Below are 19,159 nucleotides of genomic sequence, written 5' to 3' on the forward strand. Positions count from 1 at the left end.
TCTATATGGAGGCCAAGGCTCTTGCCGCCGACCACATGTACCATGGCCGCCTCTCCAGCGTGCCGTCCTGGATCGCGCTCGTCGCAAGCCATCTGGGGCGCACTTGCAATCCACCGGCACCGAGCTATACTCCGACCGTGCCTAAGACAAAGGGCACCGGGATTGGAACCCCGAAAAACGTAGGCGGAAAGCCGCCAACAGGCGGTATTTTTTCGTCAATGCCTTCGCGCGCCTTCTACGGGCGGGCCATGGTGGGGACGGTTTCGACCGTGCCGGTGCCTACGTTCCGGTGTTCCAAGCCTGCCATGTGCCCGCCCACCTCGCATGGAACCGAGGCGCGGGTCTCCACACCCAACGTAGGAGGCCGCAATGCCTAACGCCATCGCTCGCCCTGAGCAAACGCAATCCACTTTCCTTTTCAGCCCCCAAGGCGCCCGCTTTGCTGCGAAACGCGCAGACCAAGCACAACTCCGTTGGATCGGCGACGGCATCGGTCTTGATTCCAGTCAGGCAGCGACGATCAATTTTACCGATCAGGGCGGCCGCGTCGAGCGCCTCACCTTGGTCGAGACGCTTGCCCGTGCGGATGAGATCAACGCTCGTGGGCTGCTGCGCATCCTGGCTGCCGCGCGCTGCGCCTTCGAAGCTGGGGACTTGGCCGAAGCCGATAGCCAGGCCTGGCAACAATGGGAGTGCTCACGTGCGCAATGCGAAGGCCCGGTGACCATCACTCTGGAATTGGCCGCCGATGCCGAGTTCAACTTGCCCAATGTCGGCGACCTGACGAACGAGAAGCACGGCACCAATGAAATCGCCTTCCGAGGGAGCTTCTGAATGAGTGCGCAAGGCCTCCCCTGGTTCCGGATGTACACGGACTTCCTTAACGATCCGAAGCTGATTTCGCTGGCCTTCGAGGACCAACGCCATTTCATCGGCGTGCTGGCGCTCAAGTGCGCTGGGGCAATCGATCAGGACTGCGACCCTGATTTGCTGGATCGCATCGTCGCGCAACGGCTGTGGATCGATCACTCCGTAATCCGTGAGGTGAAAAAACGCCTGGTGGCAGCCGGCCTGATCGGTTCTGACTGGCAGCCCGCCAACTGGGAGAAGCGCCAATTCCGCAGCGACCGCGACCCCACAGCGGCAGAGCGCCAGCGCCGTCATCGCGAGAAAAATAGCCGTAACGCGTTACGTAACGAAGACGTAACGCCTACAGATACAGATTCAGATTCAGATTCAGAAGAAGATAGAGACAAGAAGCCGCCGCGCAGGCGCGACGTTAATCCTTCGTCTGCTCTGACTGCCAAAGACTTGATTGCTGAAGGCGTGGACAAGCAGGTGGCGGTGGACTGGTTGACGCTGCGCAAGGCAAAGCGCCTGCCACTTACGCCGACCACCTGGGCTGATGTGACGACCGAGGCCGAGAAGGCTGGCATGACCCCGGCACAGGCCGTGGAGGCTGCGGTGCACGCCGGATGGGTTCGCTTCAAAGCGGAGTGGATCCAGCATGATGGGCCAAGGAAGCAGGGCGGCGGTGCGTGGTGGCTTTCGCCTGAGACGAAGCTAGCTAAGGCCATCGAGGTGGGAGCGGGCCCGGCGTGGCCCGGCGAAACAGATGCAGCGTGGGCGGCGCGTATCCGTGCCGCTATCGACAACGGCTGCGAGCCACTCGCGCCGGGCCGCCTGCCTCAGGCCGTGACAATCCGCGACCCTGGCGCAGCTCAAGAGGCCAAGCCGGTGATCTCCGAAGCGAACCGTGCAGCGGCTCTGGCAGCCGCCGGGCTCGTGCGCAAGACGCCGGGCAGCTCCGCGCCGGCCGGCCTGGATCGCGGGGAGGGTCGCCATCATGCCTAACGCGATTATGGTGAGCGCATCGAGAGTCCTTAGCCGAGGCAGGGCGTTGGGCATCGATTTTCGTGTTGACCATGACCAACTCATTGTCTCGGGGCCGTCGCGCCACGTGGGCGCGTTACTGGACGAGATTGCCGACGTCGAATCTGAAATTGTTGCCGCGCTACAACTCGTCGACGGGGCACTAGCTGCGGAGACGGATCCGGCCGCCCCGCAGGGACTGGGCCCACAGGCGGAAACGCTGCTGCGGGCCGAGTTGGTGGCACTGATCGGGGAGGTCTCGGTGCTCTTGGGTGAGACCTCGCGACCGGCAGCCGTCCAAGCTCATGCGCTTCGGGAACCGCTTCACGCCATCCCGGCAAACCTGGCTTTCTTCCGGGATTGCGCCTCGAGCCTGCGCGCTGCGCGGGCGACTCTGGCATTCGTTGGGGCGCTCCAACTGCAATCGCTGGGCCCGTGATGATCTGCCGCGCGTAGCGATACGCACCTCCCCACTTTGCTGGCCGCCTATAGGCGGCCTTTTGCTGCAAGCCCCCCAACCTCGGTCGTGACGCAATTCTGAGAGCCGATCAAATCGCCAAGGAGGGCGGAATGAAGACGCAACCAGGGGACAAGGCCGCAGGCTCACCGCGGCGCGCTCCCGTTCCACAGTGGTGGCACGAACGGCAGGCACCTCGCGTGGTCGCTGCCAGGGAGAGGAGCCCGATCGAACAGCTATGCGACAAGGCTGATCACCTGCTGAAGTCGCTGAGGGCTTGCCATGGGCATTGAACTGCAGATCAAGGCCGCCGAAGAGTGCTTGCACGCCGCCTTGGTCGGTGGTCAGGACACGACGCCCTACCGCGCCGAATTGGACCGGTTACGGGCCGATCTGGCGCGGCAACGGGCCTTGGAGACTCAGGCCGAAGCGTCCGCCGCGCAAGCCGCCCGGAAAGCTGCCGAGGCTTCGATTCAACGCGACGCAGCGCGCATCGCCGCTGAGTCGGCCGGGCGAGTGCAAGCATTTCTGGCAGCATTTTTTATCGAGGATTCGCAACAATGATTGAGCAACGAGCCATTCAAGTGGCGCACGCACGCGCCCAACTTTCGGAGGCCATCCGGGCCGCCAACACCATTTCGGCACGCCACGCCGAGGTCCACCAGCGCATCGCAACTGCCTGCGCACGTCGGGATGCGGCCTTCGCGGGTCTGCGTTCAGGCGAACTACCGGAGGACGTCGGCGCCGCGCGCCTGGCAATCGCGAAAGCCGACATCGACGATCTAGAGGCATTGGTGGCCGGCCTCCAGTGCGAAATTGCCGCCGCGGAGCAGACACGCCGCGTTGCCGAGGACGCCCTGCTCGGAGCGGAAGCGGCGCTCGCTCATACCGAGCGCGCTGTTGCCATCCAGAGATTGGACGAGGTCGTGGTCCAGCTCGAGTCCAAGCTGTGCGCCGCCATCGGCGAGCGCCACCGACTCGCCGTCGAGCAAAGCGGCGGCGGCTTCTTGATGCTTTCCCGTGCGTGGATCCCCTCGAAACCTCTGTTCGACGCTATCACGGCTGGCGTCCCACCGAAGCCCCCTGCGCGCTGATACGCATGACCGGCGGTTAGCTGGCAAATGCCGGCGCCGCTTCTCTCCATGTCCTCTTGCAGCGGGCACCCGCCGTCAGCAGGCTGGCAATCCCTTGGACCTTTGCCACTCTCCTGCAGGGAAACCGAACTCGATAGAATGCGGGTCCTTAGGGATCAATGGCTATCGCTGCAATAAACAGGCGCTTGCCGGCCAAGATGAGACCCTCGTCGGATCTTTTAATCAGACATCCAGATGGCAGTTCTACCCAACAAGCAGTCATTCCATCAAGGCCCGGACGCGTACTAGAACGACGGAAGCGGGTCTAGCAACATGCACTTGCGGCCTACACCTTCCGTTCGGCTAATGTTTCCTAGTTGCTCTTGCGATCATCAAAACCCGAGATATCATTCTCGCCGTGCGAGAATCAGACCATTACTGGCAACGGGCCAACGTTCATGGACGAGCAGATCAACAATCAAATCCTCGCTGGTGAGATCACCGCGCTGACCATCGACACGTCGATCTTCGAAAAGAACAGTCTCGCGCTGGAGAGCGGGCTGCTTGCTCAGCTCGAGCAGTTTCGCAAAAGCGAGTTTGAGCTCGTCTTAGCCAACACGGTGGCGAACGAGGTGAAGCGGCATCTCGCTAAAAATGCAACGGACGCGACGAAGGCGTTGCGCACTGCACTGACGCATACCGCCAAGCACCGAGCGTTGAGCTCGGCGCATCAGGAGGAACTAACCGCACTGAGCAACCTCGCGGCAGCGGATGACGATGCGCGCGCCCGGAAGCGGTTCGACGACTGGGCACAGCGCGTCGGAGCGGACGTCATTCATGAGGATGAATTTGCCTCGATCGGTGAGATCATGCGCCGCTACGAGGCAGGTGAACCGCCGTTCGCGGAAACCGGCGAGAAAAAACATGAGTTTCCTGATGCAGTGGCGCTGTCGACCCTCGAAGGCTGGGCCGAGGACCGCGACACGCGAATTCTGGCCGTCGCACATGACAAAGACTGGCAACGCTATGGTGCGCAGTCAAAGCGCCTCGTTGTGGTCGATGATCTCGCTGATGCGCTGTCTACCATTCAGGGCCTGGGAGCGGCCCGCGAGCCTGCAGTACGCCTCGCTACGCTGTTTATAGCCGGGGATGCTGTGGGACTTCATACCGCCGTACTTGATGCCGCCCGACATCAGGTTGACAAGTTCGAGTTTCGTGTCGAAGCCGACTCCCAGTTCGCGGTGGAGGAGGACGGGGTTGAGGCAACAGTTGACGATATCAGCCTGGACATTCCCGATGCGACCGGCGCCACGCTGGACACTATATCGCACGACGATGGGCAGGCGGTGATCAAGGTCAGTGGAACTGCCTCTTTGAGTATCGACGTGCACTTCAGTTTTGAAAAATTTGACAGCATTGATCGCGATTACGTGAGCATGGGTAGCGCCATAATTCCTGACGACGTCGAAATTGAGTTCGAAGCGCTGGTGACGGTTCAGATTGATGCAGATGGGTTGGCACTGGACGGCGTCGAATTGCTACCGGTAACGCACCACATGCATTTCAATGACATCGAACCGGACTGGATGAGCGATCCCGACAACTACGACACTTACGACCGGGAGTAAGGTAAGCACACTTCTTCAACTGGTCGCGATTGCCCTTGCCTTGCGACCTCGTTGCGGCACTTTGCCAGTATCGGTAAGGGGTCTGGTCGCCGCGTGTTGGCCTGGCATCAGCCACGATCGGCTGCTCAACCGCGCGCGCCGCGGTGCGTCAACTTGCGGAAATCGGCTAGCGAATCGGCCGGCAGAATGAATCTGAATGACGGTTACGATGTGGCCGACTGCCTGTTTTTGGTCTATGCATACCTATTGACTGATGATGGACGCGCCGTCCGCAGGTGCGATGCTTCGAACGACGGGAGAGAAACGTAAAGCTGCCGCGTACTTGGCAGCGCTTGAACGTCGGCAAAGGCCGATGACCCGCCGATAAACATGGCCGCCCGAACGGCGGGGGGGGGGGNCCGAACGGCGGTTGTAGCTTGGCAACCGCCTTCGAGTACACGCAGGATCGAAGGACCGTTGTGGGTCGAAAGCGGCGGTCCATCGTCACCTTCGAGCGGCACGCGCCTGCATCGGCTTCGCAACAATCCAGCTCATTCCGGTTACGTACGCTCCCTGTGCGGATGGGCGCTCGCTGCTTGCTTCCGATAGACCGGTTGCGCCGGCGTTGCTCTTGCCAAGGCTGCTTTTCATGATGCCCTCTCGCTCGTTGGTCGCCGTCCACAGGGACGGTGAGGACATTCTATGAGCCGGGCGGGTCCAATTAGTCCCGTTTTCTTGCGGGGCTGCATGACAGTGGCGCTCCCCCGGCGCTTCCCTCGCGCGCGGTCAAAAGTTGTATGTGATCGCGCCCTTGTTGTCGACAATCCACCGCTTGAACACTAGCCTGGCGATGATCGCCTCGACCTCGGCGTCGCGCAACTCGCGCGGGCGAAGCATCGACTTGATGTGGGTGGCCAGGGCGGTCCGCCGGCGGGGACGGGCGACCTTGGTCGACCGCCCGAGGATCTCCTTCGCCTTCTCGGCGTCCGACTCGGCGCTAGAGGCCGCCTTGGCGGCGGGCTTGGGCTGGAGCTTGGCCTGCGCCGACCGCGAGGCTGCCGGCGCGCTGGCCTTGGGCGCCCCGGCGGGACTCGCGACGGGCGCGGGCGCCGCTGGGCGCGCGGCCTCGGCGGTGGAAACCCCCAGGCGCTCGCGCGAGGCGCCATTGGCCGGCACCGCGACGATCGCGCTGACCGCCTGACTCGCGGGCGCGGCGGCAGGGGCCTCAGGGGCCAGGACGGGGGCGTTCGGGAATGCCGGAAGCGGGGGCGCCGCTGGCGCGCCGGCCCCATCCCCGTCCCGCGTCGCGCCGCTTGCGGCCGCGCGGATCGCCTGGGCGGTCCCGGGCGCGATGACGATCGGCGCCCCCTCGGCAGGGGAGGTGCCGGGGAAGGCGTCCTCGATCGAGGACACGCGGCTCGCCCGAATTCCCGTCTCCGCCGAGAGCCAGGCGAGGAGGGGGTCGAACCCCTTGTCCTTCGAGAGGACGAGGACCGGGCCGCGCTCGCCGGCCTGAACCATGCGCCCAAGCTCGAAGGCGATGTGGAAGTCGAGGGCGTTGGGCCCCGCGCCGCTCGCCTTCACCCAGCGCGCGCGCTCGCCCATGGCCTGCAGGCCCATGGCGACCTCAATGGGGACCTTCCTCTGGCCGTCACCGGCGAAGACCGCCAAGCGCGCCGCCGGCCTGAGCCGGGCGAAGTCGATCGCCTGCACATTCTCGAAATCCACCAGCACCACCAGGCCGCTGCCCATGCCATCCTCCCCATCTGAAAGCCCGCGCCGCGCGCACCGGGGAGATCCGGGAGGCAGGCGGGGGTGATTTGCTTCTCAACCGTGGCTCTTTGGCCAAGGCCGAGTTTAAAGGCTTGAGGGCTTTCCTCGCCACTATGGAAGGGCGGAGAGAGGAACATGATGACTGCCGCATGGGGCGCGCCTGGCGGCAAAGCTGCCACGTCGCCCCCCAACTCGGCGCCGATGCGCTGGTCGATGGCACAATGCCCCAGGAACGCGGCGTGCAGCAATTTGTTGGGCGCGCCTGAGTGGAACGCGCGAGTAGTCATGCACATCCCTGAGGTTCTTCCGCCGCCGGCGTCACCTGCACAGAGATTCCTGTCCTGGCGGGCTGGATTTCGTAGTCGGCCAAGCGTGCGCCTGGCCACCGGCGCTTAATGACCTCCTTGGCCTCGCTCGGACCGGTGCAGTACGCCAACTCGAGTAACTGCGTATCCCCCTTTAGTTCGACCAGGCAGACCGCCCTATGCAGCGTGGCTGCGGCATTCCTGGGGACGCCGCCTTTAGAGTTGGCGCCAACCCGAAGCTCTCGCTGGCGGTTGTAGCAGCTCACGCAGAGCGTCCCACCGAGGAGGCGGAATGTTGCAGTGTTGCATCGCACGCAACGTCTAGCAGGCCCTACCCCCCGATACGGAAGTCCCATCCATTCTCGCTTTGCCTCCGGCTGTGGCAGACACTCGCGCGCGTGGATTCCCCCGATAGGACACGCGTTGCATTGAATTGTCGCCTTGGCTACGAGGTTTCGAGCACAGGCGGTCGGCGTCAGATTTGCCTTGAGGGGCTCGCAGCGGAAAAGGCGCACGCCTGGGTAGTCGGGGCTTTCTTCGTATTGAACTTGCACCGTGATCGCTCCTTCCCCTGTGTTTTGGTGGGGAAAGGGTTGTGTCACGACTATTTGCGAGGGACAACCTCAAAAGCGGTTGTCGGTTGTCGTGACGCCATGCTCGGCATGGAGCAAGGTCAATCAGGAGCTATGGTCGTGGCGGAAGTAAGGAAAGAGACCCAGCAGTGGGTATTGGCGCGGGCGCGCTGGGAGGCTGAGCCTCAGATGACGTTCTCGGACGTGGCCCTTTTGCTTGGAATTTCAAAGCAGGCTGTAGCGAAGCACGCTCAGCAATTCGACTGGCGTCGTAGGCTGGACATGCCCACCATCGCTGCTCGCGCTCACGAAAAAGCCGATAGGGCTATTGAGCAAGATGCGGGCGGGAGCCAACCACAGGCGCCACAGGTTGTCGCTTCCAGTCCTGTTCTCGCGAGGTTGTCGCGCCATGAGATTCCTGCCGACGCCACCCTAGAGCAAGCGCGGAAAATTTCCCAAGACGCCGCCATCGACGAGCGTGTCGAGCTGCTTACGCGCCATCGCCGAGAGTGGGGCGCCGTGCGCAACCTAGCCTATGCCGCGATCAAATCGAAGGATCTGATGGAGGCCCGTACCGCAAAGACTGTCGCGGAGGCCATCAAAACCCTCCAGGACGGCGAGCGCAAGGCTTGGGGGCTGGATTCGGGCGAAGAGGGCCCTGTGAAAGTCACGGTGGTCCGTGGAGGCGCCTGATGAACGCGCGCCTGGTGCATCGCGCCGAGTCATTTTTCTTCTTGCAAATGGCCGCGCTGCGGCCAATAGGAGCACCGAATGAAGGTATTTGAGCCCAAGATCGAGGTTCGCCTGATCAAGTCCTCGCGTCGCGCAGAGGTGTCTACTGGGGTGGCCACGGCGGCCCGATACCAGGATCTGGCCTCGTTGGACCTGACGCCGTACCTGTCGGACGGTGCGCCGGTCCGCGTCGGGAAATCCGTCCGTGAGCCTGCGGGCGCCTGGTCGATCTCGCTGGTCGATCGCATGGTACCCAAGGTGGGCGAGTCGCTCTACGCGCTCATCGAGCCCATGGACATGGTTGAGTTCCGCTTGGCCCACAACCCGGCCGATCCGGACTATGCCGGTGCCTCAGGTGGCCGCAGGTACCAGCTCCCGGTGGTCATGCGCGGCTTCGTGTCGTCCATCACGCGCTCGCGCTCGATGGAGGGCGGCGCGCCGAGCCGCATGATCCAGGTGTCCGGCCACGACTTCGGGAAGATTCTGCAGATCTTCCGCATCTATTACCTCAACAACTCGGTGGTCGGCGACAACATCATTGGGGAGCTGAAGTTCTTCCATAAGTACGCCGGCATGGGCGACGCCAAAATGATGACAGCAGTCGAGTTCGTGAATCTCGTTCTGGACAAGGTGGTGAACAGGTACATCGCCGCGCTCACACTGTATGCCGATGGCTCTGGCGTCGGCTCGTCGGTCGTACACAAGCTCACGCCAGAAGTGTCCATCCCCGGCACGGTAGACCCGGGCACCGTCGCCACTATGAACGAGGTTTCGGTGTATCAGTTCCTTAGCCACATCCTGGACGTTGGCCCCTTCAATGAGATGTACCTGGATGAGCGATCGGACGGTGTGGCGCTGGTGGTACGCCCGAACCCATTCCTCACTGCAAATGGAACCGAGATCCAGAGTGGCACCGGGGCCGAAGTGGTGGAGATCGGTGCCATCGACGTGGAGTCGATCTCGGAAACACGAACGGACGCCGGCGTGGCGAATTTCTATTGGGTCACAAATGGCGTTTGGCAGCTCATCCAGAACCACTCAATGCGCGAACTGTCAGAATCTGGGATCGTTTCCGACTACCTGCTCTACGACTACGTCAACTGCAGTAGTGGGCGCTATGGCTATCGGAAGATGGAGGTTGAGTCGCACATGGGGCCGGACACGCTACGCAATAGCGAAGCCATTCGCGCCTCGGAAAGCCAGACGGAGAACGAAAAGCTGCTGAGGTGGCTGACCGACCGGCGCCGCATCCTGGCAGAGCAGAATAAGGACAACGTGGTATTCGAGTCCGGTTCGATGCGTGTGCGTGGCAACGAGCGGATCAAGGCGGGTGCGATGCTGGCCGTGCGGCACGGCAACATCCGGACGCTCTACTACGTCACCCACGTGGCCCATGAATTCCTGCCATTCAACTCGTTCAAAACCACGGTGATGTACGAGCGTGGCACCGGCTTCATCGATCGGGCGCAGGCGACCGTTGCGCCATACCTGGCGGAGTTGAATCCTAAGGGCGCCGTGTGATTGCCCTAGATGGGCAGCCGGGCCGCCCGTCCGCGCACTATCATAGTATGAGGCCATCGCATTGGATGGCGTATGGGCTCCATAATAGGGCATGGCAATTACCAAAAAGGTCTTCCACGTGACGACGTTGACCGGTGAGTTGCGCAGATGTGTCTCACAAAGTGGAGCGGTCGGCGTGGACGCCCGATGGGATTGAGAAGTGTTAAACGTTGACAGTGGTCGAGGTGTCGTCTCTTGGCCGAGACCATTCTGCTGCGCACTAGGGGAGGCCATGTCGCAGAGAATTGTGGCAGCGGCCAGTCTGGATCGAGAAGATAGGGGGCAAGGGCAATGGCTAGGTCAGATAAGGCGTTGAAAAAGGCAATGGAGATGCACCGGCCGCGGCAAGCGGTCCGGGAGGAGATGGCTTGGGTGTTCGAGCAGTTGACTAAGCAACCGGAAGGATCAATCAATATCCCGGTCGACATGATCCGATCGTCGCCATACCGCTGTCGGTTGGGCAACGATGAGGCGCACATCGAAAAACTGATGGCCTCGATAAGTGAAATCGGCCTAGTCACGCCGATTGTCGTACGCAGGATGACGATAACCGACACTCGCGCCCCCCTGGAACAAACGTCAGACAATACTACTTTCGAGCTAGTGGCTGGCCACTACCGAACTGAGGCTTTTCGCCGCATGGGGCGTGCCACTATCCCTGGTATTGTCCGGTCGCTCTCCGACGCCGAGGCGGCGCGCGCGCTCACCGTAGATAACACCCTAAAGTGGAGCGCGCCCATTGAGAATGTGGTCGCCATTCAGCGCGAGGGGTTCGTGGTCAAGATGGCCCTGCTGGATGGCGATGCAAAGATCACCGGCGATATCGACTTCGATAAACTCCGAGCGATCATTGATGCCAATCTGCTGGCGCTGCAGCGTGACCAGAAGGACTAAGTTGACTTATACGGGCTTCCGACTGGAGGCATAAAGCCCGACGCCGCCAGATCCGCGTGGGCCTCCTGCGGTTAGCCGGCGGTCATCGGCTGCGAGACGCAGTGTACGGAACCTGGGCTACGACGCAATCAAGTCGAAGAGCCTGGAGGACGCTCGCACGGCCAAGACCGCCGCGGAGGTGGTGAAGACCATTCAGGACGGTGAGCGCAAGGCTTGGGGGCTGGATTCGGGCGACCAGGGGCCAGTAAAGGTCACTGTGGTTCGCGGGGCTATCTGACGGGGCGGAGCGCTCCCAGGTTCGACGTTCTATAGGTTCATTACCGATTTCTGGGGAAGGCGAAGGTCGCTAACCGACACATTACGGCCCGTTGACTCATCGCGACACCTAGGGCGGGCTTCAAAGTACAACGGCCGTTCGTCAACTCGAGTAGGGAGACGGAAGTTCGACCGAAGCGGCCGGCCGGGGCAAGGTTCAGGTGAGGCCGCTGCGCGGCACCTTGCGGGTAGTCCCGTTTTAACCTCTGCTGCCGTGTCCGGTACAAACGCAGCCCAACCTATCTCAGGACGGGCCCGCCACCCCTGCACTTTCCCGATTTCGACGGCAAGAAGACTGCAGCCGGCAAGCGGTTATGATTCGCGGTGCTCCACGACTTCCCAACGATCACCGTCGCAGCAATCCATGAAAAAAATCGACACGAGCAAACTGAAGAAGGGCGACATCATCCTGTCAACCTCGACGGCGCCAGAAAGCCTAATAATCAGGACCGCCATTCGCAGCGATATTTCGCATGCGATGCTGTACGTCGCCAACGGCTCGGTCATGGACTCGACCGGAGAAGGCGTACAAGCGCGCAATATCCAGAAGATGTTTTACGACGACGACTGCGCCCTCTACGCCTATCGCCCGATAATCGACCTTCCCGAGGAAGAGATCGACAAGGTAGTGAAATACGTCCGATCGGAAACCGGATCGCCTTATACAAAGAAAGAGGCGGCTGCTTCCGTTCTCTCGCTCTCTAAGCGCGGCGGTAAGAATCAATTTTGTTCGCGCCTCGTTGCTCGCGCCTACGCCAGCGTCGGATTCAAGATTACGGAAAATCCGGATTTCGCCAATCCCGCTGATATTCAAAGATCCTCATTTCTAAAGCAAATACCCGACGTCGTTTTGACCGTCAGTGCAGAAGAAGAGGGGTCGCTCGCCGCGCATCGCGACACAACTATCGGGATGCGAGAGAAGATCAGCAATTTATTAGCGGAACTGCGACATATTGCACCCGCCATTCGAGTGTTAAGTGACGTCGAGCCATTCCTTATCAAAAATCCGCAGTACGACACGGCGTTTGCTAATGCTTATCGAGATTCCGGTTATCTGACGCACTGGAAAATCGAGGTCGAACGCTTCCCGTGGCGTTATGACCCGATTGCCATCGCGCAGTTTTATCACGCGATCGACGACGATGGTAAAGAGGCGCTTTTAGACTATTGCCGAGAGACCATCAGGCAGGATTCAGAGGGCGATTTCAAGCATTGGGAGATCAACGCCACCGAACTTCGAAAGCTGACCACAATGATGCCACTTGAAACTTTCAAGCTAAATCTGCAGCTTTATTTAACGCTTTGCTTCAACCACAAGCGACGGGTTGATTCCGCTCGCGTGCTGCTGCAGGTCTATGGAAACCGACCGAGGTAGTTCCACGGTACGACACATAAAAAGCCCCACGTAGGCTTGGCAACGTCGCGAGGAAATCGGATCGGGATCAGCCGGGGGCGCGCTTCGCCGTGCCCACCGCCCAAACGCTGTACGCTTGCGCAGTGGCGGCAAACTGGGCCTGTACCTCGACATCGTCCAGGCAACGGTCGTGCACGGCCGCGAGCTGGTCGGCTAGCTCCAGGGTCGCACAGGTCGACGCTGTAAGTCGACTCCCGATCGCCATCGAGTGGCTGAGCGCCATACCCGGATCTCGGGGCTTCTGCTCTTAATCCTGCTCAGCCGCTGCCTGCGCCCCAATCCACGTTGCGTCGGCCGCGTCGATCGCTTGCCGCAGTTCCGCATCGGTCAAATCGGTGTAGTGGGATGCAGTTACGACGGCTTGGCACAAGATACCGACGGCGACATTCAGCAGGCTTGCAGTTAGCACCCCGGGCGCCTCGAAATTATAGCGAAGCTCGAAGCGGTCAGCATGGCGGGCCAGCAATGTCGTGAGTTGGTTATGCGCAAACGAGCAGAAGACGCGGTAGGCTACGTACGTCGGCAGGATGTTTGCTTTCCTAAAGCGCTGGTACACGTCGAGCTTGCCATAGCCCTTCGCTTCCAACTCGTCGCGTACCGGCTCCGCACTGGCTTTCCACTTGGCCAACGTTTCCCGCGCTTCAGCGTTACCCTGCATTTCAGGATCGGTCGCGTATGCGGTGAACAGCACGACATCGGCACGCGCGTTGTCGTACCGGATCTGGTCGACGAATGACGGATCGTTGACGAGGTTCAGCAGATTCGCGTGTCCCTCCAGCATTGAGCGCACCATGACCGGAGCATGGGACGAGAAGCCGCCTTCTATCAGGTGCAGCGTCGCTGTGAACTGCTCGGCGATAGTCAAACACAACGTCGCAGCGACCCGATGTTCGCCACTATCTTGCACGCTTCCTCGTAGCAGTAGGACGTCGAGCTGCGCCTTTATATCGTGCGCAGCAGCAAGCATTGCGGGTATGTTCGGCATTGCGTTCCTCCCACTGCGACGTCAACGTACGCCGCCTCTATCCGTAGATGCTGTCGAGTGCCCGGTACGGCCGCACTTGGCCGTATCTCAGTCCCGGTCGCGGTCCGCTGCGTAGCGGCCCGAGCAGTAGTAACAACGGCCCTCGCGCTGGTCGCCCTCTACCTCCCAGTAATCGAGATCGCCCGTGTCGCAGGCTGCACCACAGATGTCGCAGTTGGTCGGGATGTTGTCGCCATCCTCGTTGTCGCAGAACGTGCAGCGGTATCCAGTGCCCGAAGCATCGTTCAGGACCATCGTGAAGTTACCGCAGCCCTCGCAGTCTATTCGCACTTCGGCGACATCCGGATCAAACGGGTCTCGCGGGTTGTCCTTCTCGATCGCGTCCGCCGCCCTGAGGGCATCCTTCAGTTTGAATTGGTACTCGTCGGACAACACCTTGAAAGTATCCATCGCGTTCTGCGGGATGGCCTGCTCGATGTCCACGTTGCTGTTGTAGTCGAGGAACTCCAAGACCGCGCGGAACAGCCGGCCGATAGCGGTCCGCGCGGCCGCGACGTCCATCTCGAACTTGTGGTGCTCGATGTCGTTCCGCAGCTTCTTCAGCCACTCCAAATCCTTGCGGAAATCGCCGGAAACGGTGTCCTTCTCTTCGTTGTTAATGAAGTTGACCGCTTCCCATAGCCCGATCGTGCGCGCCTTCTCGGGCTTGAGGTTCGATTCGAACGGGTTCATGTAGATCAACAGCGGGTGCTTCTCAGTAATGTAGTGCTTGAAAATCAGCTCGATGAAATGAGCCATATGCAGCACACAAAACTTGTACGCCTTCGGATCACCATTGTCGCCCTGCTCGAACTTGGTCAGCGCCTCGGCAAGGCTGTCCATCGCGTTTTCGAGCAGGTCCAGCTTGTGATTCGACATTCCGTCCTCCCCCCGGTTGTTCCGATGGGTAGATTGTACGGTACAGCACAAAGCGGCCTCGCGACAGCGGGCGGTCGGCGTCAGTCGGCGGCCCCGCTCCATGCCAGAAGCCTCGCGCATATGCATCGGTGCCGCCCGGCGCTCGCGGTTACATTCGAATCCGAGGCCGCTGACCATCGAATGTCCGTTAGCGTGGTGAGTTCCAACGTTCGAACGACCGAGTGATCGCGAGGGCCAACGACCCTTCATGGCCGATCTCAGCCGTCGTGTCTATCCCTCGGCCGTCAGTGAGCTGCCGGTCGGCACTTTCCCGGCCGGTGCCATGACGGTCGCGGGCGCATTGGCGATCGGATGCTAATATCGCCGGCACATCAAGGCGGATACATGACGAATATGTCCCACCAAACTTGGGTGCTGCACCCGCGTCCCGACGAGCACGGCAAGCCGTTCAAGATCCACGAGCCATCGACGCCCAGCGGGCCAGAGACCTGGATGGATCCCTTCTCGATCGCGCTGTGGACGCCGGACAGTGCTGTGCCGGTCGAGCTGAACGGCGTGCCATTCTCGCCGTGGACCGACCACCCGGTAACCGATGGGGGCTGGGACTACGTTGACGGGCTGATGGATGATCTTGACGAACCGCCGCTTGTCGCCAATGGCAAGAAGCCGGCCGCCGGCGTGGTGGTGGTGGAGCCTGACGGTCGCGTCTGGATCGTCTGCCCGTCTAATGCCTTCGCCGGGTACCGCGCGACCTTCCCCAAGGGCCACGCCGACGAGGGGCTCTCCTTGCAGGCCTCGGCGATTCGGGAGGCCTTCGAGGAATCCGGCCTGAAGGTCGCCATTGCGGGCTTTATCGGCGACGTGGAGCGGACCCAAACGATGACCCGGTACTACCGCGCTCGGCGCGTCGGCGGCACGCCGGCGGCCATGGGCTGGGAGACACAGGGTGTGGCGCTGGTGCCTGCTGGCGAGGTGGCTTCCTACGTGAACAAGAACGTCGATCGCATGGTGGCCAGTAAGGCCGGGCTTGCTGCGCATCCGGTCAGTTGATCTTGTGCGGGGACGAATGGGCGGCCAGTGCCGCTTGGTAGGCGGTAGACTTTTTTGGGCTTCCTCGGCCATCAATCACCAGGCTTCCGACTAAGCCTCCAAGTAGTCCGTCGCCGCCGCCAAGCGCCTCCTGACTTTGACCTCGCCGGCCTGGGTAAGATGATCATGGCGCCGGTTGTCGATTCAGGTTCAGTTTCCGATAGGTTGTCACGCCTGGCGATTCCCGCCGACACCACCCTGGGGCAGGCACGACAGAATGCCGGGAATGCTGCCGTCAACGAGCGCGCAGAACTTTTGACCCGGGATCGCCGGGAGTGGAGCGCTGTGAGGAACCTGGCCTGCGACGCGATCAGATCGAAGGGTCTGGATCCGGAGAAGGCGCGCACCGTCAAGACCGCCGCGGAGGCGGTGAAGACCATTCAGGACGGCGAGCGAAGGGCCTGGGGGGCTGGATTCTGGCGACGAGGAGAAGCGCGACCTCAGTCAGGCAGTCAGACTGAGGTCGTCGACATAAATGGTATGACGCGACTCCAAGGCGTTGAGGTTCCCGCTCAGCAAAACTGGTCTATTTCTTAAATGATCGCTTTGGCTAACTGCTGACCTACCGTCATGCCGTCGGCGCTCTTGACCGCCATCAAGTAAATGCCCTGTCCTTTGGATGCTTTGGCCCACAAGTGTCCCATTTGCGCTTTGGCCTGGCTATCGTCGTTGCTCACACGGTCGCCGCCCTTATATTCAACCACGAGCAAGCGTCCATCCTTCAACTTAGCCACGAAATCCGGATAGGTGCGGCCGGTAGCTGTAGGCAACCAGAATTGCGACGGATGAACCAAGTTGCGCACCCAGAATTGGACTTCCGACAATTGATCAAGCTCTATGGCGCACAGGAACTCCTCGGACAGGCTGCCATCCTTGCGCTTATGGGGCAGGTCACCCGGAACTGCGTAGTAATGTTTCTGCCACCTATAGTTGGCCACACATGGATTGCGCGACGGATAAGCGTTGGGGTCAAATCGATAGGCGTAGTCGAAGTTCGCCAGTACCGGCGCATCATTAGCAAACAGGGTACTTTGATAATTGGACTCTGATGACTTGAGTCGCGCACTCTTGATCTGCTCTTCGAGCTTTCTTGCTATTACGTATTTGCCGCGTACCAACTGAGCCAGATCAAATCCGCGCCGTGAAAGGGTACTGATAGCCTTGCGGATCCACTCTACGAGCTCGGGCTGAGTGATGTCGGATTGGCGTACCCTCCTATCAAGGAAGTCCACCAGCTCCGGCTCTGACCAGTTGCCAGCCATGCCTTGCAAATAGGCAACCTGAGGCTCGGTCACCGGCTGCCAGCCAACCTCATGCCCATCCAAGTCCACTATAAAAGTACGTGTACCTTCCTGATAGCGGAACGAGGACATGTCGGCAGGGTAATCGTTGATCGACCAGCCGTGGAGCTCCAGCAGCAGGTCGGAGGACACCTCGAGCGCGAGAGTGCCTTGGCGCAGCATGAGCTTGGGCACGGCGAACTCGGTCTGGCGCTGGGCTGGGGTAACGCGCACGGCGGCAGCGCGGGCGTTGTGGATGGCCAAACGCCGAGCCGCCTCAGGCCGCTGGCGTACGGGCAGCGTTTCCACAATGGCCTCCTGCGTGACTTCGTCCACTTGCCCTTCCACCGTCACCAAGAAGCCCTTCTTGTCCTGGCTGGGTTCCACCGTCACCCGATCGCGATCAGCGGCCGGGACGCCCGACAGGTCGGGGGCCTTGGGTAAGGTCAAGGTGAGTGTTTGTGGCAGCAGGCCCCCTCCCTCCCCGCCCTTGAGCTCGAACTCAGACTGCTGGATGGATTGAGCTGCTTCCACCGGGTTGAATCCCATATTCTCCAGGTCATCGGTGAGCTCCTGAGCGACTACGCCAAAGGCCGGGCTGACCACGTGCGAGTAGGCCCGGTTCAGATCCGGGTGCTGGCGTTTGCGCGCGTAAGGCATGCGCAGCACACGGCCGAGGAGCTGCTCGATGGCGGTGCCCGAGCGCTGCTGGGTCAACGAGCAGAGCACGTAAGCGAAAGAGCAGTCCCAGCCTTCCTTGAGCGCGTCCTTGGTGATGATGACGCTGACGGGGCATGCCGGATCGAACAGGTCGACGTCGTCAAGCTCGCGCTGATCTCCCGTGGCTATCCTGATCTCGGCTTCGGCGATGTTCTCGTTTTTGACCAAGTGGTTCTTGACCACTTCCACTGTGGCCGCGAGGTTCTTGTTCTCTGCCTGGACAAGCAGGATAGGTCGGATATAGTCAGGCTGCTCGCCTGGGGCTAGGGTAGCCAAATAGGCGCGCCGCTGGAGCGCGGATTGGAGGCACTCCTCCCACCCATCCGTGTGCTCCTTGAGCACAACGGGCAGCTTAATCATATCCTCGGCCTTGAGCTCGCTGGCGGAAACACGCACAAGCACGTTGCTCGCGTCTACATCGGGGGTGGCCGTGAGCTCGATGATGGCGCTTGGCGCCAGGCGCTCGTAGACCTTGTAGCTCAGCTTGGTGTTGGCGTTGTGGGCCTCGTCGGTGATGACCAGAGGTCGGTGAATCTTCAGCAGGTTGGCGAACGAAAACTTGGGACGGTCCTTGCCCTCCTTTAGCTCGAGCCCTTTTACCTGGCCGACCTTAAGGAAATGCGGCTCCAAATCCTCCTTGTCGTTGTAGAAGTCACGGATCTCCGTGTCGTCCACGCGGGCCGAGGCCATGGTACCGATGACCAAACACACATGATCCGTAAGGTCTTGGGGCCGGATGAGCGCGTTATCGGCGATATCGAACACGGCCACCTTGCCCACGCCAAACTTGGCTTCGAGCTCGCGGCGGTAGGGGTGCTTGACGTTGCGGAACGCTTCGAGCGTCTGGGCCTTGATCTGTTTGCTGGGTACCAGCCAGAGCACCAGTGGCATGGCCCGCTCCAAGTAGACCTCGGCAGCCTGATGGATGATGTGCGCTCCCAGCACCGTCTTACCGCCGCCGGTAGGAATGCGCAGCGCCACGTAAGGCACTGTCTCGAGTGACTGCAAGGGTACTTTGCTATCGCCGAAGATGGGCCGGTAGGTGGGACGGTTGCCGTCGCCGTCGGTTTCTGCCGTGGTGTTAAATGCGGCCGCAGGCCCTTCCACCCGGGCCTGGGCTAGGAATAGGCCCAGCCGCGTCAAACTTCGTTTTTGATATTCTTTCAGTTCCATGAATCAACGTGCCTTGATGTCGTAGGGGGTCTGGCGGAAGGTGATGGCCAAGGCCTTAAGGCGTTCTGTCCCCAGCCGGCTGGCTTCACCGTAGATGACTTTGGGGCCATCGTGCTCGGGCAGTTCCGACAGCACCTTCAGAGTGAGCACATTGCCGCCGTCCGGGCGCTTGTCTCCAAGTACCCCGTTGTAGAGCAGGTAATAGGCGGTGCCCTCGTGCATGCCGAGCAATGGGGACTTCTTGGCGCGCGAGGAGCGCGCCATGCCCGTCTCGGCGAACCAGACGTGCGCAGCTAACCATTGGAATTTGATGCCTTCGCGGATGTGGCCATTCTCGTCGAACACCGCGGGGCCGAGCTTGTAGAAGCGGAAGCCGCCACCGCCTGTTTGTAACCGTCCGACCGTCAGCGTTCTTGACGA

16 protein-coding genes and 1 pseudogene are annotated in these 19,159 nt (G+C 61.1%); 12 read left to right on the plus strand and 5 right to left on the minus strand.

Annotation, left to right across the window (positions count from 1 at the left end):
• Positions 1–369 precede the first annotated feature (369 nt).
• From CF70_RS34070 to CF70_RS28725, 6 genes are all read left to right on the plus strand, one after another.
• Positions 370–834: a hypothetical protein gene (locus CF70_RS34070; RefSeq protein WP_051649150.1), complete on the plus strand. Its 465-nt coding sequence runs from the start codon at positions 370–372 to the stop codon at positions 832–834.
• The gene (locus CF70_RS34075) at positions 835–1,854 is read left to right on the plus strand and encodes a hypothetical protein (protein ID WP_051649152.1); all 1,020 of its coding nucleotides are present in this window, start codon (positions 835–837) and stop codon (positions 1,852–1,854) included. It begins immediately after the preceding gene.
• A 46-nt stretch (positions 1,855–1,900) separates the two neighbouring features.
• Entirely contained in the window at positions 1,901–2,311 is a 411-nt protein-coding gene (locus CF70_RS28710) for a hypothetical protein (RefSeq protein WP_152561941.1), read from the plus strand.
• 300 nt (positions 2,312–2,611) lie between these two features.
• Positions 2,612–2,893 (plus strand): hypothetical protein, encoded by a 282-nt coding sequence (locus CF70_RS28715; protein ID WP_035873261.1) that lies wholly within the window; start codon positions 2,612–2,614, stop codon positions 2,891–2,893.
• Positions 2,890–3,423, plus strand: a complete 534-nt coding sequence (locus tag CF70_RS28720; RefSeq protein ID WP_035873264.1) for a hypothetical protein — start codon at positions 2,890–2,892, stop codon at positions 3,421–3,423. Before CF70_RS28715 ends, CF70_RS28720 begins: the two co-directional genes overlap by 4 nt.
• Positions 3,424–3,860: 437 nt before the next feature.
• On the plus strand, positions 3,861–5,030 hold the full coding sequence (locus CF70_RS28725) for a PIN domain-containing protein (RefSeq protein ID WP_035873267.1): 1,170 nt from the start codon (positions 3,861–3,863) through the stop codon (positions 5,028–5,030).
• Between the two features lie 765 nt (positions 5,031–5,795).
• On the opposite strand, the gene CF70_RS28730 is transcribed toward CF70_RS28725, so the two are convergent.
• The gene (locus tag CF70_RS28730) at positions 5,796–6,761 is read right to left on the minus strand and encodes a PIN domain-containing protein (protein ID WP_035873270.1); all 966 of its coding nucleotides are present in this window, start codon (positions 6,759–6,761) and stop codon (positions 5,796–5,798) included.
• Positions 6,762–7,740: 979 nt separating this feature from the next.
• Between CF70_RS28730 and CF70_RS34080 the strand changes: the two genes are divergently transcribed.
• The 4 genes from CF70_RS34080 to CF70_RS35385 all read left to right on the plus strand — a co-directional run bounded on the left by CF70_RS34080 (position 7,741) and on the right by CF70_RS35385 (position 12,535).
• Positions 7,741–8,352, plus strand: coding sequence for a hypothetical protein (locus CF70_RS34080; RefSeq protein ID WP_152561942.1), 612 nt, complete (start codon positions 7,741–7,743; stop codon positions 8,350–8,352).
• Positions 8,353–8,430: 78 nt separating this feature from the next.
• Positions 8,431–9,912 carry a hypothetical protein gene (locus CF70_RS28740; RefSeq protein ID WP_035873276.1) on the plus strand — a complete coding sequence of 494 codons (1,482 nt, stop codon included), beginning with the start codon at positions 8,431–8,433 and terminating at the stop codon, positions 9,910–9,912.
• 411 nt (positions 9,913–10,323) lie between these two features.
• Positions 10,324–10,845, plus strand: coding sequence for a ParB/RepB/Spo0J family partition protein (locus CF70_RS28745; protein WP_160172305.1), 522 nt, complete (start codon positions 10,324–10,326; stop codon positions 10,843–10,845).
• A 679-nt stretch (positions 10,846–11,524) separates the two neighbouring features.
• Positions 11,525–12,535, plus strand: coding sequence for a YiiX/YebB-like N1pC/P60 family cysteine hydrolase (locus tag CF70_RS35385; RefSeq protein ID WP_051649156.1), 1,011 nt, complete (start codon positions 11,525–11,527; stop codon positions 12,533–12,535).
• A gap of 286 nt (positions 12,536–12,821) precedes the next feature.
• Here the strand turns inward: CF70_RS35385 and CF70_RS28760 are convergent, their stop codons facing one another.
• Both CF70_RS28760 and CF70_RS28765 read right to left on the minus strand, forming a co-directional pair.
• Positions 12,822–13,559 carry a DUF5677 domain-containing protein gene (locus CF70_RS28760; RefSeq protein WP_035873293.1) on the minus strand — a complete coding sequence of 246 codons (738 nt, stop codon included), beginning with the start codon at positions 13,557–13,559 and terminating at the stop codon, positions 12,822–12,824.
• 87 nt (positions 13,560–13,646) lie between these two features.
• Positions 13,647–14,477 (minus strand): hypothetical protein, encoded by an 831-nt coding sequence (locus tag CF70_RS28765; RefSeq protein ID WP_035873300.1) that lies wholly within the window; start codon positions 14,475–14,477, stop codon positions 13,647–13,649.
• 393 nt (positions 14,478–14,870) lie between these two features.
• Here CF70_RS28765 and CF70_RS28770 point away from each other — a divergent pair, with 393 nt between their 5' ends.
• Complete coding sequence (locus CF70_RS28770; RefSeq protein ID WP_035873418.1) at positions 14,871–15,527, plus strand: NUDIX hydrolase; 657 nt, start codon at positions 14,871–14,873, stop codon at positions 15,525–15,527.
• Positions 15,528–15,692: 165 nt separating this feature from the next.
• Positions 15,693–16,103 (plus strand): hypothetical protein, encoded by a 411-nt coding sequence (locus tag CF70_RS28775; protein ID WP_152561943.1) that lies wholly within the window; start codon positions 15,693–15,695, stop codon positions 16,101–16,103.
• On the opposite strand, the gene CF70_RS28780 is transcribed toward CF70_RS28775, so the two are convergent.
• Together CF70_RS28780 and CF70_RS28785 are read right to left on the minus strand one after the other, a co-directional pair.
• Positions 16,100–18,739, minus strand: coding sequence for a DEAD/DEAH box helicase (locus tag CF70_RS28780; RefSeq protein ID WP_035873311.1), 2,640 nt, complete (start codon positions 18,737–18,739; stop codon positions 16,100–16,102). The genes CF70_RS28775 and CF70_RS28780 overlap by 4 nt on opposite strands.
• A gap of 3 nt (positions 18,740–18,742) precedes the next feature.
• Positions 18,743–19,159: pseudogene (locus tag CF70_RS28785) on the minus strand (site-specific DNA-methyltransferase); the annotation flags it as partial.

The sequence above is a fragment of the Cupriavidus sp. SK-3 genome (assembly GCF_000611145.1).
Taxonomy (GTDB): Bacteria; Pseudomonadota; Gammaproteobacteria; order Burkholderiales; family Burkholderiaceae; genus Cupriavidus.

Bases quoted from the DNA above. Each gene is read 5' to 3' on its own strand.
- CF70_RS34070 (WP_051649150.1), top strand. From the start codon at position 370: ATGCCTAACGCCATCGCTCGCCCTGAGCAAACGCAATCCACTTTCCTT.
- CF70_RS34075 (WP_051649152.1), top strand. From the start codon at position 835: ATGAGTGCGCAAGGCCTCCCCTGGTTCCGGATGTACACGGACTTCCTT.
- CF70_RS28715 (WP_035873261.1), top strand. From the start codon at position 2,612: ATGGGCATTGAACTGCAGATCAAGGCCGCCGAAGAGTGCTTGCACGCC.
- CF70_RS28720 (WP_035873264.1), top strand. From the start codon at position 2,890: ATGATTGAGCAACGAGCCATTCAAGTGGCGCACGCACGCGCCCAACTT.
- CF70_RS28725 (WP_035873267.1), top strand. From the start codon at position 3,861: ATGGACGAGCAGATCAACAATCAAATCCTCGCTGGTGAGATCACCGCG.
- CF70_RS28730 (WP_035873270.1), bottom strand. From the start codon at position 6,761: ATGGGCAGCGGCCTGGTGGTGCTGGTGGATTTCGAGAATGTGCAGGCG.
- CF70_RS34080 (WP_152561942.1), top strand. From the start codon at position 7,741: ATGCTCGGCATGGAGCAAGGTCAATCAGGAGCTATGGTCGTGGCGGAA.
- CF70_RS28740 (WP_035873276.1), top strand. From the start codon at position 8,431: ATGAAGGTATTTGAGCCCAAGATCGAGGTTCGCCTGATCAAGTCCTCG.
- CF70_RS35385 (WP_051649156.1), top strand. From the start codon at position 11,525: ATGAAAAAAATCGACACGAGCAAACTGAAGAAGGGCGACATCATCCTG.
- CF70_RS28760 (WP_035873293.1), bottom strand. From the start codon at position 13,559: ATGCCGAACATACCCGCAATGCTTGCTGCTGCGCACGATATAAAGGCG.
- CF70_RS28765 (WP_035873300.1), bottom strand. From the start codon at position 14,477: ATGTCGAATCACAAGCTGGACCTGCTCGAAAACGCGATGGACAGCCTT.
- CF70_RS28770 (WP_035873418.1), top strand. From the start codon at position 14,871: ATGTCCCACCAAACTTGGGTGCTGCACCCGCGTCCCGACGAGCACGGC.
- CF70_RS28775 (WP_152561943.1), top strand. From the start codon at position 15,693: ATGGCGCCGGTTGTCGATTCAGGTTCAGTTTCCGATAGGTTGTCACGC.
- CF70_RS28780 (WP_035873311.1), bottom strand. From the start codon at position 18,739: ATGGAACTGAAAGAATATCAAAAACGAAGTTTGACGCGGCTGGGCCTA.